The sequence below is a fragment of the Actinomadura sp. 21ATH genome (assembly GCF_041951345.1).
GTDB lineage: Bacteria > Actinomycetota > Actinomycetes > Streptosporangiales > Streptosporangiaceae > Spirillospora.
Genome location: NZ_JBGNUR010000023.1, coordinates 77,288 through 92,369 on the forward strand (window position 1 = coordinate 77,288; position 15,082 = coordinate 92,369).

The window sequence follows — 15,082 nt, forward strand, 5'->3', positions numbered from 1 at the left end:
GCCCGGGTCATGGTGGGTCGGCCGCCGACAGGCAAGATCACGCGTTCGGGAGGCGAAAAATGGCCACAGCCCGGGCGTTGGCATCGGAGCCGCCGCGCCCCGGCTCCAAGAGCCCATCGGCGGGCGTGTGTTTGGTGCCGCGCATCTCCCGGGGGACGCGGCTCGGCGCTCTTGCCCGCCGTGGTCGATCGGCGATGACGCCGACCGCGTCGCCCCGCCAGCCTGCACCGCTGCGGTGAGGGCTTGTAGGGCCGGGCGGTGCGCGTGTGCTCGGACGTGCAAGAGCCCGTCGGCCGGTGCTGGCGCCGACTTCTGGCGTCGATCACGGTGGCCGCCGGCGCCATCCGGCTGGCGGCTGCCCCCTCGATCGGACGGGTGCGCGCGTTGGCCCAGCAGGGCGGTTAAGGAAGCGGGCGCGTGGCCGGAGGGCGAGGAGGAGTCCTGTGGGCGCGGTCTATGCCTGCGGTCGGGCCGGAGCTGGCTCGCCCTCGATCCGCTTGTTGCGGGAGCCGGGCAGCGGTGTGACGGTGAGGGTCTGGGCGGCCATGTCGAGGTCGATCACTCCGCCGCCCATCCGGCGGAGCTTCCTCCAGGCCGCGTAGCCGGTGAGGATGGCCTTCTCCCAGTCGGCGGCGCGGTGGGCGGCGACCTCCAGCTGTCCGACCATGGCGCCGATGTCGTCGAGGAGCTTGTTGTCGATCCTGGTGGTGCCGTCCAGGAAGTTGTGCCGGCTGGCGTAGGCGAAGACCAGGACGGAGACGCCCTCCTCGATCGCGATGGCCCGGCCGCCGTCTTCGGCCTCGTCGACGCGGGGGTCGGATCGGCGCTTGCAGCCCATCAGGGACCGCATGACCGGTGACCAGCCGAGCACCGCGAGGTAGGACAGGTGGAAGACATCGTGCATGCGGTAGTCATCGTCGATGCGGGAGGCGTCGGTGAGCGGGTCGTCGATGGGCTGGCCGTCTCGGGTGAGCACCGACTTGGTGGTGCCGTTGACGTCGGTGAGGCGGAGGGTGAAGCGGGCAGTGCGGGGCAGTTGCTCGTGGGGCGGGTAGGCCCGGTCGAAGGGGATCTGGTCGGCGGCCGTGGGCCGCCACCGGTCGGCGACCTTGTGCAGGTTGGCAGCGGCGATGTCGGTCAGTTCCAGCCCGCACTGGTCGGCCGTCATGGCCAGGTACCACAGTGTGTCGCCGAGCTCTTCGCGAAGCTGGGCCTTGAAGGTGGGGTTGGCGGGGCCGTCGCGCAGATGCTTCTTGTAGGCGGTGGCGATCGCCCCGATCTCGCCGATGAGTCCGAGCAGCGGGACGAGGACGGCGGCGCCCTCCTGCCCGGGCTGCAGGGCCGTCGGTGCGGGCGGTGGCGGTCTGAAGCAGCATCCGCCGCTGCACCCGCTCGCGCAGCGCGTGCGCGTCATCGCCGAGCAGCCTGTCCAGCCGGACGCCGGGGGATGACGCGGGCCCCGGACCGTCGGCGCGGCGCCGCAGCCGCCACGTCGGCGGTCCGGGGCCGATTGCGGACACGGGCCGACCACGGTTTCCACGGCATCCGCCGGCCGGGTGGGTGATGATGACGGTAAGGGGCCGGACCGTCACCCCAAGTAGAGGCCCCGCTCATGGAACGGGGCCGTCGTTGGGCACCGATGACAACGGCCGGGTTGCGTCCCCATGCTCCCAGAGCATAAGGACGGAGTCCGGATCAGGTCAGGGAGGCGTACGGCTGCGTCATCGTCCCCGATGCGCAGACCGAGGGCGGAGGTGCTGCGGCGGCTGGAGGCGTCGGCGGGTGCCGGTGCGGGGCCGGGCGGGGACGCCGCCCGCCAGGCACTGCTGCGGCGCGAGGCCGGTGCTGGCCGGGACCAGGCCGCCGGGGCACGGGACCGGCGGGCGGCCGGTGAACGTGATCGGCGGGCCCGCACGCACTGTCGGCTCCTGGCAGGTGATGAGCCTTCTTCACCGGTTCCGGCGCGGATCCGCCTCTGGAAGCGCGGTCAGCCGGGACAACCCACCGGGCGGACCACCTGCTCGGCGTGGCCGTCTCCCACCCCCAACAGATGATCTTCGCCTGGCGTCGGCGGCGTACCTGGTTCCCAACCGCCCCCGCCGCCGGTGCGCGGTGCCCGTGTGGCGGCAGCGCCCGGCGGTGAGTCCGATTGCGGCGGTGAGTTCCAGCAGCGGGGGCGCGGTGCCCATAGTTGCCCGGGGCCGCCGCGGCCAGTTTCGGTGGTCGCGTGCGGACCCGGCCGGGCGGCCTGGTGCCCCGAGGCGCTGCGCCCTGGAAGCCATGAACTAGCCACGATCCAGACAAGGAGCAAACGACGGTGCCCCACCACTTCTTGGACTTGCCCGGTGCCCGAACCTTAAAGACCCGCCAATATCAACTCACGCAACGAATAGCCGCCGACGTGGCGAAGGATTTGGCAATGGGCTGTGTCCACGGCCCCGCGGGCACAGGCAAGACCTTCGCTGTGGAGGCGGCGTTGGAAGCCCTAACCGGACTTCCGATCGTCTACTGCCAACTGTCGGCCCTGGGCAACGTGACGCCTTACCAGCTGGCCCGCGAACTGTTCAAGGCGGTGACCGGAGCCGAGCCTCCGCGCGAGCGGAGCCGCTTTCCTCTCCTGGAAGTTCTGGAAGACTATCTGGCCGCCCCGGCACGCATGGTCGTCCTCGACGAAGCCCAGCGTCTCAACGGGGACTGCCTGGAGATGATCCGGCAGCTCCATGATTCGCGCAGGACCCGCTTTGCGGTCTTGTATGTCGGCGGAAACGGGTGCTGGGAGAGGCTGTCGCGAGAGCCGATGCTCAAGTCCAGGATCTATCGCAGGCTCCCGTTCATGCCGCTGACGCCCGATGCGGTGCCGCGCTGGATGCGCTACTACCACACCATCTACGCCCAGACCAACAAGGAACTGCTGACCTCCATCGATGAGACCTATGCCGAGGGTGTGCTGAGGAACTGGGCCGCCTTCACCCTGACCGCGGCGGAGCTTTGCAGCGAATCGGGCCGGGAGCACGTGGACGAGGTGGTGGTCGGCAACGTCCTCAGCTTGCTGGGAGGTGGCGTTGAAGACTAGCGGACCCGTCCCCGGCCGGCCTGCCCGGCAGAGCGGCCGGGCCTCAGCACGACCCGTCCGGCCGGCGCCCGGTGAGGTCGTCGTGGTCAGCAATCCCGACGACGACGTCGCCGTGACCCACTATCTCGCCACGATCCACGACCTCGACCAGGGACGGATCGTGGTCTCGCCGCGCGTGCCCGGATCCCCGCGCAGCAGCCTGGCTGCGGCACGCCACCGGCTGGGCGCCGACATGCTCGCCGCGCTGGGCAAAGAGCCTCTCACCGGCAGCATCGCCAAGGCGCCGGCGCTGGCGCTGGCGCTGGCGTGGATGCGCGGAGAACGCGTCGGGGACCTGGTGGTGGACCGTGCGCACGCCCTGCCTGAGGAACTGCTGCGTGAGCTCGCGGCCTTGACCCAGGATGCACACATCCGGCTCTGGCTGGTCTGGATCGGCGCGCCGCCGCCGCGGCTGCGGCTGAGCGCCGGTAAGCCAGTAAAGATCACCGCCAAGCAGCTTCGTGACGCGCTGCCGGTCATCCCCGCCCCGGCGCAGCAACCGCGACCGCCCGCCTGGCCCGCCCTGCCCATCACCGACTTCCCCGTCTTCATGGAAGTGTGCCGCGCCCGCATCGCTGACGCCGATTTCGCGCGCGTCGCCGAGGTCTTCGACCTGGCCCGCGCGGCCGCGGCCCGGTTCGCCGCGGACTACGGCATCGGCGTCCGAATCGGCACACCACAGCTGAACCTGCTGCGCACCGAGGCCTGGCTGCGCGATGAGATGCTGACCGCCGACCATCACCCCGCGCAATTGCTGGTCACGCTCCGAGCAGCCCAGGTGGGGCTGTTTCATCACAACCTCCTGCTGCGCTGGCGCCCCAACCGGCTTCCGCACCCTGCCGAGGCGCACCTGGGGACACAGCTCACCGACGCCGTCATCAGGCGTCTCCGGCGTCTGTGCGCACCCGCTGAGGCCGCAGCGCTGGCGCTGCGACTGCACTTGGCGGCCGATCTGAACGCCCTGCAGATCCGCCACCTGTCACCCGACGGCGCCACCGTGACACAGATGGCGCCAGAGTACGACCGAGTAGCCGTCGTGGAACACCGCTTCCCACGCACAGCGCAAGGCATCCTCAGCGCGCACCTGGCACACCGACTCGAAAGCGGCGCCGGCGAGGACGCACCGCTGTTCCCCCGTGTCCCACCGCACCCCGACCACGAGACGCTGCGGATCCGCTTCGGCCTCCCCATGCTCGACACCATCCCGGCAGCCACCGCAGACCCCACGGCCACGACTCCATGGCTGGCGCAGCGAGGACTGTCCCTGCATCGGCTCGAGCCCTACCGCCTCACAGACAAGTACCGAAACAGTGATCAGTAGAGCAGTGATCGGCCAAAGACTTCACCAGACCGCGACGAGCTGGGCGACGATCTGCCAGCTACTGAACACCTGGATACCGTTCGACGGCACCGACGACATCGACCTCTCTCCCTTCCCGCTCTCGGCCATCGTGGCGGTCAGCCGCGCACTCGATCTCCCCGTGACCACGCTCGTGCCGGAACTGGCCGCCCTCACCGGTCAGGAGGCCACCACCAAGGACACGGCCGAGAGTGACATCGGCGAGAGCGATGCGGCCGAGAGCGACATGTCCGGCTTCGACCGGGCCGCCGACGACGCGAGTGCCGCCGCAGCTGAAACCGCCACCTGGGAATCGGGCTCCCTTGAGCATCGCGGCATGCTCGTGTTGACCGCGCTCGCACACGCCCCCTGCCCGCTGGGAGCGACCGAGATCGCCCAAGCGCTGGATGTGCCGCTGGCACAGGCCACCGAAGCCCTCGAGCACCTGCTGCAGCACCACCGACACCCAGGCCCGCTGCGGCTGCGGCCCGTCTCGCCCGGCAGATATCAGCTGCAGCCTCGGGCAGACCTGCTGAACCCCGACCAGCTGCTCATGCTCAGATCCATGGACACCGCCCGTGACGGCATGACCGTCACCGAGGCCACGGTGCTGCGCGCCGCGCTCAACGTCAGCCACGACCCATCCCCCCTGAGCATCACCGGCTTCCTCCAGCAAAACCCCAAGGTCGCCGACAGACTCGTCCGCCTGGGCTACCTACAGCCGCCCGCGCTCAGCGCCACCTACTTCGTCGACCCCGACGTCATCAACAGCCTGCGCACTCCCGCAGCCTCATCGACGCACAACCGCGCCGGCCCTGTGTACAGGCGCGTCAGCTCCAAGCAACGCACCGAACCCGAACGCCGCCTGCCCCAGGGGGCCGCCCTGGGGGAGTTCCCCTATCGCCACCACAGCTATGAGGCCATCAGCTCCCCGGCCTCGCCACAAGACTCCATCCCCGGCTTGAAGGCAGACTTCACGCCAATCCATGGAAACGACGGTGACGACCCCTCCAGCACTGCCCCCGACCAAGAACCGCCGTGACCGCAACAGACGCCGCCGCTCACCACCTCGGCACCCCCGGCGACGGGGCGAGCCGGACACCTTCCGCCATCACACAGCGGCCCCCCGCCCCCCGCAGCCGAGACCACATGCACACCTCCTCGCCGGCCTTGCGCGGCGACCGCCAGAAAGGGGCACCCGTGGGCCACATCGACCCCGAACAATGGGCAGGCTCGCTGCTGCACCTGCGTGCTCTGCGCAAAGACGGCCTGCTCACCACCGCCCACGTCGAGACGGTCGCCACCAGCTACGGAGTCACCGCACGCACCATCTGGAGGCGGCTGAGCACCGCGCCGCCACCCGGCGGCGACCCGCTACCCACCCGCAGGGGACCGGCCCCCTACGAGCTGACCCAGACCGACCTGATCGCCTACATCCTCTACAACGGCAACATCGCCTACCTGCACCGGGCCCGGACCGGCGTGCTGGACAACTCCCTCACCGTCGCCGGCGGTCCCATCCCGCAGACACTGATCGACGGATGGCGCGAGGCCCAGCCGGTGTCCCTGCGCACGCTGCACCGCGCGTTCACCAACCAGCTGTCCTCCGGAATGCTCGCCGGCATGACCGAAGGCGAGGCCGGCTGGCGACGCCACCAGGTCTACCTCGACCGCGACAGCGTGCCACGCAACCAGATCTGGGAGATGGACCACAAACAACTGTCAGTAATGGTCCTGCCCTCACGAGGAGCCGCGACCAACCCCTGGCTGACCAGCGTGGTGGACTGCGGCAGCCGCGCACTGCTGGGCTGGTGCCTGTCCACCCAGCCCACCCAGTCGACCGTGCTGACCTCCCTGCGGATGGCACTGACGCACGCCCCCGCCCGCGGGCCGTTCGGAGGGGTGCCACGCCTGGTCCGTGTCGATCAAGGGCTGGAGTTCGCCGCCGAGTCGGTCCAGGCCGCCCTCGGCTCGCTCAGCGTGGCCCGCAACAGGCTGCCCGGCTACGCACCCCACCTCAAAGGCAAGATCGAGCGGCTCCACCGGACCGTCGAGCAGACCCTCATCCAAGGGCTGCCGGGCCACACCCGCGGCGCACGCGACAAGGCAGGCCGCCTGCTCGGGCCGCTCGGCGACGACCCCAAGTCCCGCGCCAACGCGCCCCAGGCGCAGGTGAAACCGTGGACACTGGAACATTTCGCGCAACGCTTCGCCCGATGGGCTCAGTGGTACAACGCCACCAAGCCTCACTCCATGCTGAACGGCGCGACACCCCTGCAAGCATGGGAAGCCGACCCGTTCGAGGTCTACCGCATTCCCGCAGAGACACTGCGTCACCTGCTCATGGCCACAAAAGAGCACGTCATCCAAAAGAACGGCATCAACTACAAATCCCGCACCTACTACGACCCGAAACTCAACGGCAGAGGCGGCGAACGCGTAGTCCTGCGCTATATGCCGCACGAGCACGACTACGTCGAGGTGTATCAAAACGGAGAACACCTGTGCACCGCCCGCACGAAGGACAACCTCACCGAAGAGGAAAAAGATGAAATATTCACAGAACGACGGGAGTCCGCCGCCGAACTCAAACGACTTCACGCACACGCACGGAAGGCGGCACGCGACGACCTGATGCTCGCCGGCGATGCCCCCGAAACGCAGCAAGCCACCAGCACCAGCCTCCACCTCACCCGCACAACCCCACCACGCCCGGCAGCACCGCCCCCCGCGCCACCAGCCGCGAAGAAGACGAAACCGGCCGCTCGCCATGACCTGCTCGGCATCGCGGAACCCTTCGCCGAATCCGACGCCGAACCCTTCACCCAGCCACCAGTCGACCTGTCCAGCTTCGAGCAGCCCGACCACAACCCCATAGAACGCCCGCAATAAAGCGGCAAACCCCCCGCCGTCACCCCCCCAAAAAGACGACTTTCTCTAGCGGCGCTCACAGGCAAAGGGAGGTATCTGAAATCCTGCGGCCCGGGCGGCGCCCGGCTTCAGTACAGGATAAACCGGTGACCCTAGTGCAGCAGCAGCGCTTTTAGCGCGGCCCGCCAGCCCAGGACTTCGCCGGTAAAGCCGGCCTCTCAGCGGTTACCCAAGAACAGCCAGAGCACCATGAGCGTGGCCTCACACCCCCACGGCCGCGGCGTCACCCGGTTGAACGCGATCGCGGCACTGGGCCAGACCGCCAAGCACGCCATCAGCAACCATGACGACCAGGTGACCGATCACGCTGCCGACCCGCGCGCGGAAACCGGCATGGCGTACCCGGATGCGACGATGACGCAACCACCACAACCAACCGCCGCGGCTGGACCGAGGCGACCAAGACTGAAGAAAGCGCCCGACCGCATCACAGCCGCGGGATAGAACGCACTGCCGGTGTGGTGGCGACTACGCAGCCGCGAAACCGGGCTCGGCGATGCCCTCGCGGCTACGCACCGACACCGCTTTCGCCCGGCGGCTCGCGGACTCGGCCAGCGGACCGCCGCTCCCGCACGTCTCCCCACCACCCCCCAACGGCAGCTCCGGCATGCCTGAGCCCAAGCGAATGCATGCCCCCGCCGCAGCAGACACGAGCTGGCCGGGGATCGGCGAAGGAACTCAAGCAGCCCGCCGATAGGGAACGGAGAGCCGGACAGGTACCGGCGCGGACGCAGCGGGGCTCACCCCGACCCGAGACAGCAGCAGCGGCAGCTCGACTGCACCACGTTCCGCAAACCCACCACCGCCTGGCCGCAGAACAACCAAATCAAAACCGCGGGTATTCAATCTGCCGAAAGTACCCTGAGTCGCCACTCAGGCATGAGTCTGCAGACAGGACCAAGGCTGCAATCAACCGCAGCGATAAAACGCGGCCCAGGTAGAACCATCAAATCATTACCTCGCACCTAACAACCGCTCTGTCACATCGAACGCCGCCGCCCAGCCACCCCGCCACTGACAAACTTGGCGAGATGGCGCCTTCCCTGACCTCGAACAGGTGAAGATCACTTCACTTGAAGGAGGGAGCTCGGAGTTCGCATCTCTGCAGGTCAGGCCCCAAGTCAGTCAGTCTGTGCTAGCATGTCACTGACATAAATGGCGCTAGTCTGACGAGACTTGACGCGATTACTGACAACTATCTGGCGTCCAACAGGCCGGGCACGTGTCGCCGCCCGGTGCGCGGCGGGCACCCCAAGATGATCACCGAAGCGAGCTTAGCGCATAAGTCTTTTTATGCGCTGGCCATGCTTTCCAATCATCTCATTCGTTAGCTGAAACGTTTGCTCCTGTGAATAAGCTGCTAAGGTGGGGAGGTGATCGAAGACCCGCCGACTCAGGTCCCGACCAGTACAGGTTCCGTCACACCCGCCGAGCCCGGTGCAGGGCCTGAAGCAGAACCCGCAGCGCAGGCCGCGGGCGAGTTCGACGCGCAGACCGGCAAAGGCGAGGAGGGGCGGGGGCGGTGCAAGCACTGCGGGACGCCGCTGCCGCCGCCCCGGCGCGCTGGGGGCAGGCCTCGGGAGTACTGCCCTGCGCCCAAGACGTGCCGGTCCGATTACCACAACGCCCGCCGCAGCGGGCAGGCTTCAGCGGTCACCCGGCTGCACCGTGACGTCGCCGACCACCTGGCCGCCCACACCCCGACGCTGACCGCGCTCTCGCAGGTGTTCACCACCTTCATCGACCGGCTCGGGGAGCTCGAGCAGCAGGTCCTGGCCCGCAACGCCGAGCTGGAGGCCGAGGCCGACGAACTGCGCACGGCGACCGCCGAGGCCGAGCAGCGTGCCGACGACGCCGACCGCGCCGCTGCCGAGGCGGGCCGGCGCGCCGCTGAGGCCGAGCGGGCGCAGCGCACCGCCGAGGAACGCGCCGCCCGCGCCGACCAGGCCGCCGACAACCTGCACCGCGCGGTGCAGCGGGCGCAGGGCGAGACCGAGCAAGCCGTCAAGCGCGCCGACATGGCCGAGACTCGGCTCGGCGTGGCAGAGGAGGAGCTGCGCCTGACGCGCACCGAGCTGGAACAGGTCCGCAGCCAGGCGCAGCGCGCCCTGGACACGGCCCGCCGCGAACACCTGCAGGAGCAGCAGGCCCTGCGCACCGAGCTCGACCGGCAGACCGGCCGCCTCGCCGACACCCGGACCCGGCTCGACTCCACCGCCGAGGATCTGGCCGCCACCCGCGGCGAACTCACCCGCCTGCAGACCGCGCTCACCGCCGCCGAGCAGGCCGCCCACCGCGCCCAACAGCGAGCCGATGCTGCCGACGCCCGCGCACGGGACACGGCCGAGCATCTTGCGCGCGAGCGTGCTGCCGCCCGCGAGAGCCTGCTCACCCAGACCACCCGGCTGCAGACACAGATCGAGGCACTTACCGCCGAACGCGACGCCGCCCGCGATACTGCGGCTACCAACCTCGAACGCGCCGTCCGCGCCGAACACGCCCAGCGCATCGAGCAGCCTACGCAGGACCCGCCGGGCGACACCCAGACCCGGGCGCGGCCGGACACTTCCTGACTCCCGCCACGCCCGGCCGACGTCCAAAACATCGGACCAGGCCAGTGCGGGACAGCCCAACCAAGCGGGCCCGGGCGTTCATGCCCCGCCTCAATCTCACACCGTGGTTTCCGGGGTGGGTGCGGCTCAGCGAGCTGTCACGCGCCGCAGGAGCGGCCCCGATGGCCCGGGGGCTGCGGATCGGTGCGGATCAGGGCCAGTTCGGCTCCGGCCTAGCCGGTCGGCCCCTCCGTGATGGCGATCGCGTCCAGAATTCCTGTGGCGGGCGCGGGATCTCGGTGCCGCCATCGCCACCGAAGGCCACCCCGTCGACACCGACGACCTGGCCACCATCTCGCTCTACATCACCCACACCATCCGCCCCTTCGGCAACTGGACCCTCAACCTCACTCCACCCGACCAGGCCCCCACCACCCGGCTCGACCTGGAACCCCGCGTGCTATTCGCGCCGAGCACCTGATGGCCCCGGCGCAGGCCAGACGAGCGCTACATCGCGCTGGCACGGGTTGGCCATGACGCACCGAGCCGGACGCAGACGCGACGGTGTCGGTGGCGCCGAACTCGGCGGTCACCTTTACTTGCCGCTGAAGACAGGGAAGGCTCTGTGGTCGCCGTAGTCCACGTCGCGCAGGCCCCGCAGGGCGTCCATGTCCGCGCCGGAGATCTCGAAGTCGACGTCGGCGTTGGAGCGCATGTGGTCGGGGTTGGCCGTCTTGGGCAGCGACACGGTGCCCAGCTGGAGGGTGTAGCGGATGCATAGCTGGGGGACGGACAGGCCGTACTTCTCGGCCATCGCCTGGACATCGGCGTTGTTCAGGATGGCGCCGTGGGCGATCGGCGAGTACGCCTCGACGAGGATCTGCCGGCTCTCGCAGTAGGCCAGGAGGTCGGCGGGGGTGTTGCCGGCGTGCACGAGCAGTTGGTTCACGTGCGGGACGATGGTTGCGCCCTGCAGGATGTTCTCCAGGTCGTGCTGCTGGAAGTTGGAGACGCCGATGGCCCGGATCTTTCCGGCCTGGTGGGCGTCCTCCAGGGCACGCCACGCCTCGCGGTTGCCCTGGGCGTAGTCGCCGCCGCGGAAGTCGTCCCACGGCTGCGGGCTGTGGATCAGCATCAGGTCGATACGGTCCAGGTCCAGCTTCTCCAGAGAGCCGTCGATCGCGGCGAGTGCCTGGTCGTAGTCCTTGATCTCCGCAGCGAGCTTGGTCGAGACGAACAGCTCCTCGCGGGGCACCCCCGAGGTACGCACGCCCTCGCCGACGCCGCATTCGTTGCCGTAGGCCTGGGCGGTGTCGATGTTGCGGTAGCCGATCTGCACGGCGGCGCGGACCGCGTCGGCCGCCTTGTCGTCGTCGATGAACCAGGTGCCGAGTCCCAGCTTGGGAATCTCGACGCCGTTCGACAGCGTGTAGGTCTCCTCCAGGACGGTCATGTGTTCGCTCCGTTCTTGGGCAGCTTGCCGTACACCTCGTCGGTGACCGGCTCCAGCCATTGGTTGCTGACACCTTCGCCCGGGGTGATGAAGGCCAAGTGGGAGAACCACGCGTCGGCCTTCGCGCCGTGCCAGTGCTTGGTGCCGGCCGGAACGCGGATCACCGTGCCCGGTTCCATGCTGATGGGGTCCTTCCCCTCGGCCTGGTACCAGCCGCTGCCTGCGGTGCACAGCAGGATCTGGTCCCCGCCGCCGTTCGTGCCGTGGTGGATGTGCCAGTTGTTGCGGCAGCCCGGCTCGAAGGAGACGTTGCTGACGGGAACGCTGCCCGAGACGAGCGGAGCCAGGTAGCTCTGGCCGATGAAGTACTGCGCGTAGGCGTCGTTCTTCTCGCCGAGCGGGAAGATCTGGTCGAATCCGTTACCAGCCATGTTGTTCCTCTTCGGGTTCACTGCGGCCCGCTGATCGTGCGGGGCCGGTTCGCTGCTCGCGCCGGGATCAGGCCGCCAGCACACTGACGGTGACCAGGCTTCGGTCCCTCGGAGCAAGGCCGGGGCGTTCCCAGATGTCGCCGAACAGCACCTGGTCGGTGACGTCGACGAGCTTGGGCGCGATCTGCGCGAGTTCCTGCGGAGCGGACTGCTTGGGCACGGAAGAACTCCTCGGGTGGAAGGCCGGTCGGCTTTCGGGGTGGGAACGGTCGATTCAGGCACAGCCTGGGAACGAGCAGCCCCACGGCTGTTCACTACCCAGATATCCGCAGGTCAGAGGCCGAGAACAGGGCCTGATGATCTAGATGAGGGTGCCGGTAAGAACCGTGTCGTAGCCCCAAACAGCGTGTGGGACGGCTGTGCGTCTTGCGACGGTCTGTCGGAAGACGCACAGCCGGCTCACTGTCTGAGCTGCGAGGTCGATCTCAGTGGGTGGTGTAACCGCCGTCAACGGGCAGGGCGACATCGACGACGACGGAGGCGGCCGGGCTGCACAGCCACTGAGGTGCTCCCCGCGCACGCGGGGATGGTCCGCCGGCCAGGACGGCGGCGGGCGCGGTGGTGAGTTGGAAGAGCGGGCCGGGCGAGCGCAGGCCGGGTTACTGGAGGTGTTCGGGTCTCGCGGCTCGGTCAGGCTCCGCCTAGCACCAGCGCGGTTGCGTTGAGCCCGATCGAGCCCGTCACGGTGAGCTCGATGCCTGGGGCGAGGATGGCGTGGTGTCCGGCAGTCAGTTGGCGGGCGGCGGCATGTGCTGCGTGAGTGGTGAGCCCTGCTTGTTTGAGTCGGATCATCAGAGCAGCGATGGTGGCCTCGGTGTCGGCGTACTGGCGGGCGTTGCCGGTTCCGGTGCCGGGACGGGGCCGGTTGGTCTGCAGGTAGCCGGCTGGAGTCCACCGGGTTCGGTGAAGTGAATGGTGTATCCCTGGTTTGATGGACGCCAGTGGCGCATCAGCCTGCCGGGTAGGAACATAACGGTGGCAACTGGTCGTCACCGGGGCCGGTGTTCGTCACCCACCGCAACCCGGCCCCGGAAAAGGTCCTCGCGCCGCGCGACGTGCGCCCGGGCACCGGTCCGGAGTCGTCGCGTTCCTGCGGGACCAACTGAAAGCCCCCTGGCGTGGTGGAGCCGTCTCCGGCGGCGCCACCGCACAGCAGCATGTGTGGACACGCCCCCTCGGTCACCAACGATGAGGCCCGCATCACACCGCCGTCGCCCCTTCGTCTCGCCGGGAGCCGATCTTGTTCAACTCGGCGAGTTCATCGCCGGAGAGCAAAAGTCCCGCGCCGGCGGCGTTCTCGCGCAGGTGCGCCACCGATGAGGTGCCGGGAATGAGCAGGATGTTCGGCGACCGCCGCAGCAACCAGGCCAGGGCGACCGACATCGGCGTCGCGTCCAGCCGGGCGGCCACGGCGGAAAGCGCCGTGGACTGCAGTGGGGTGAAGCCGCCGAGCGGGAAGAAGGGCACGTAGGCGATGCCCTTGTCGGCGAGGTCGTCGATCAGCTCGTCGTCCTGACGGTAGGCGAGGTTGTACATGTTCTGCACGCACACGATCGGCGCGATCGCCTGCGCCTCGGCGACCTGTTCCGCCGTCGCGTTGCTCACTCCGAGGTGCCGGATCAGGCCCTGCCGCTGGAGTTCGACGAGGGTTTCGAAGGGCTCGGCGAGTGAGCCGGGCCGGGGGCCCTGAGCGTCGCCGAGCCGGAGGTTGACCACGTCGAGCGCATCGAGGCCGAGGTCCTGGAGGTTCTCGCGGACGGCGCGGCGCAGGTCCTCGGGCTGCCGGGCGGGGGGCCAGCCGCCCTGCTGATCGCGGACCGCGCCGACCTTGGTCACGATGTGCAGCGATGCGGGATAGGGGTGCAGCGCTTCACGGATGAGCTGGTTGGTGACGCGTGGTCCGTATGCGCCGGCGGTGTCGATGTGGGTGATCCCGAGAGCGGCGGCCTCGCGCAGGACGGCGAGCGCGCCGTCGTGGTCGGCGGGCGGGCCCATCACCCCGGGGCCGGCGAGCTGCATGGCGCCGTAGCCGAAGCGGGTGACGGTCAGATCACCCAGGGTCCAGGTGCCGCCGGGCAGTGACGCCGAGGGCGTGTTCATGGTTTCGCTCATGCCGTCGATGCTCGCGCGCGGACGAGCGGCGCATCCAATACCGCTACAGCGCCCTGTCATACCCGGCAGGTATCACAGGGCTATGCTGCGGCCATGGACGCCTTGGAGACCCGCGAGCTGAGATACTTCATGGCCGTCGCAGAGGAGCTGCACTTCGGTCGTGCCGCCGAGCGCCTCGGCATGGCTCAGCCACCGCTGTCCCGGGCGATCCAGCGGCTCGAGCGGCGCCTCGGCGTCTGTCTGCTGAAACGCGACCGCCGCGGCGTCTCCCTGACCGGCGCCGGAGAGATGCTGCTGCACGAGGGTCGCGCCGCCCTCGACGCGACCACCGCCGCCGCTCGCCGCACCCGTCGCGCCGGCGGCGCCGACGGTCCGGGCGGCCCCCGCAACCGCCTGGTGCTGGCGGTGAAGGCCGGCGCGTCCCACGAGCTGCTGCACAAGCTCCTGGACGCCTACGCGGCCGAGCCCGACGCCGCCGAGATCGAGGTGCTGCCGAGCGGCACGTGTGAGCAGGAAGGGATGCTGCGCGATGGCCGCGCTGATGTGGCGCTCCTGCACACGCCGTTCAACTCCCTCGCCGGGTTCGACAGCGAGGAACTGATGACCGAGGGGCAGATCGCCATCCTGCCCGCCGGGCACCCCCTCGCCGCGCAGAGGACTTTGTCCCTGGCCGACGTCGGCGACATCCCCGATCTTCCGCTCGCCCGCTGGCCCCGCCACGGCACGTACCCGCCCGGCCCGGGCCCCAAGATCCACGACCAGACGCAGCTGGCCCAGCTGATCGCCCTCGGACGCACCGTGGCCGTCTTCCCCGACTCAGCCCGCGCCTGGCTATGGGCCGAGCACACCGCCGTCCCCCTGACCGACGCACCCCCCGTCGTCACCCACATCGCCTGGCCCGCGCACAGCCGCTCCCTCGCCCTCGCCGGATTGATCCGCACGGCCACACGGCTATGACCCGCCCTCGCCTCCCATCGCCGTGACATCGTCCGCAAGGCCAGAGATGGACTGTCCGCATCATCGTGGCCGGAGCGCAGGTCTCGGCCGGTGCCGTCCACAAGACCCTGGCCGCGGCCAGAGCAGAGGCCCAGC

The 15,082-nt window shown here is 69.3% G+C and carries 11 protein-coding genes; 6 read left to right on the forward strand and 5 right to left on the reverse strand.

Translation table 11 applies throughout. The annotated features are described in order from the left end of the window. Positions 1-454: 454 nt before the first annotated feature. A complete protein-coding gene (locus ACA361_RS38280) occupies positions 455-1,414 on the reverse strand; it encodes a nucleoside triphosphate pyrophosphohydrolase family protein (RefSeq protein WP_375020023.1) in 960 nt (319 codons plus the stop codon). A 903-nt stretch (positions 1,415-2,317) separates the two neighbouring features. On the opposite strand from ACA361_RS38280, the gene ACA361_RS38285 reads away from it, so the two are divergent. The 5 genes from ACA361_RS38285 to ACA361_RS38305 all read left to right on the forward strand — a co-directional run bounded on the left by ACA361_RS38285 (position 2,318) and on the right by ACA361_RS38305 (position 9,955). After that, positions 2,318-3,073, forward strand: coding sequence for an AAA family ATPase (locus ACA361_RS38285; protein WP_375020024.1), 756 nt, complete (start codon positions 2,318-2,320; stop codon positions 3,071-3,073). Between the two features lie 82 nt (positions 3,074-3,155). Next, positions 3,156-4,433: a hypothetical protein gene (locus ACA361_RS38290; protein WP_375020025.1), complete on the forward strand. Its 1,278-nt coding sequence runs from the start codon at positions 3,156-3,158 to the stop codon at positions 4,431-4,433. Positions 4,434-4,437: 4 nt separating this feature from the next. Further along, complete coding sequence (locus ACA361_RS38295) at positions 4,438-5,493, forward strand: helix-turn-helix domain-containing protein (RefSeq protein ID WP_375020026.1); 1,056 nt, start codon at positions 4,438-4,440, stop codon at positions 5,491-5,493. A 158-nt stretch (positions 5,494-5,651) separates the two neighbouring features. Beyond that, on the forward strand, positions 5,652-7,343 hold the full coding sequence (locus tag ACA361_RS38300; RefSeq protein ID WP_375020027.1) for a Mu transposase C-terminal domain-containing protein: 1,692 nt from the start codon (positions 5,652-5,654) through the stop codon (positions 7,341-7,343). A gap of 1,412 nt (positions 7,344-8,755) precedes the next feature. After that, positions 8,756-9,955 carry a hypothetical protein gene (locus tag ACA361_RS38305; protein ID WP_375020028.1) on the forward strand — a complete coding sequence of 400 codons (1,200 nt, stop codon included), beginning with the start codon at positions 8,756-8,758 and terminating at the stop codon, positions 9,953-9,955. A 574-nt stretch (positions 9,956-10,529) separates the two neighbouring features. Here the strand turns inward: ACA361_RS38305 and ACA361_RS38310 are convergent. The 4 genes from ACA361_RS38310 to ACA361_RS38325 form a co-directional block, all read right to left on the reverse strand. Continuing rightward, a complete protein-coding gene (locus ACA361_RS38310; RefSeq protein ID WP_375020029.1) occupies positions 10,530-11,387 on the reverse strand; it encodes an aldo/keto reductase in 858 nt (285 codons plus the stop codon). Further along, positions 11,384-11,818: a cupin domain-containing protein gene (locus tag ACA361_RS38315; protein ID WP_375020030.1), complete on the reverse strand. Its 435-nt coding sequence runs from the start codon at positions 11,816-11,818 to the stop codon at positions 11,384-11,386. The genes ACA361_RS38310 and ACA361_RS38315 overlap by 4 nt, the downstream gene beginning before the upstream one ends. 67 nt (positions 11,819-11,885) lie before the next feature. Next, the gene (locus ACA361_RS38320) at positions 11,886-12,038 is read right to left on the reverse strand and encodes a carboxymuconolactone decarboxylase family protein (protein ID WP_375020031.1); all 153 of its coding nucleotides are present in this window, start codon (positions 12,036-12,038) and stop codon (positions 11,886-11,888) included. Positions 12,039-13,078: 1,040 nt separating this feature from the next. Beyond that, the gene (locus ACA361_RS38325; RefSeq protein ID WP_375020032.1) at positions 13,079-13,990 is read right to left on the reverse strand and encodes an aldo/keto reductase family oxidoreductase; all 912 of its coding nucleotides are present in this window, start codon (positions 13,988-13,990) and stop codon (positions 13,079-13,081) included. Between the two features lie 93 nt (positions 13,991-14,083). Between ACA361_RS38325 and ACA361_RS38330 the strand changes: the two genes are divergently transcribed. Then, complete coding sequence (locus ACA361_RS38330) at positions 14,084-14,947, forward strand: LysR family transcriptional regulator (protein ID WP_375020033.1); 864 nt, start codon at positions 14,084-14,086, stop codon at positions 14,945-14,947. Positions 14,948-15,082 lie beyond the last annotated feature (135 nt).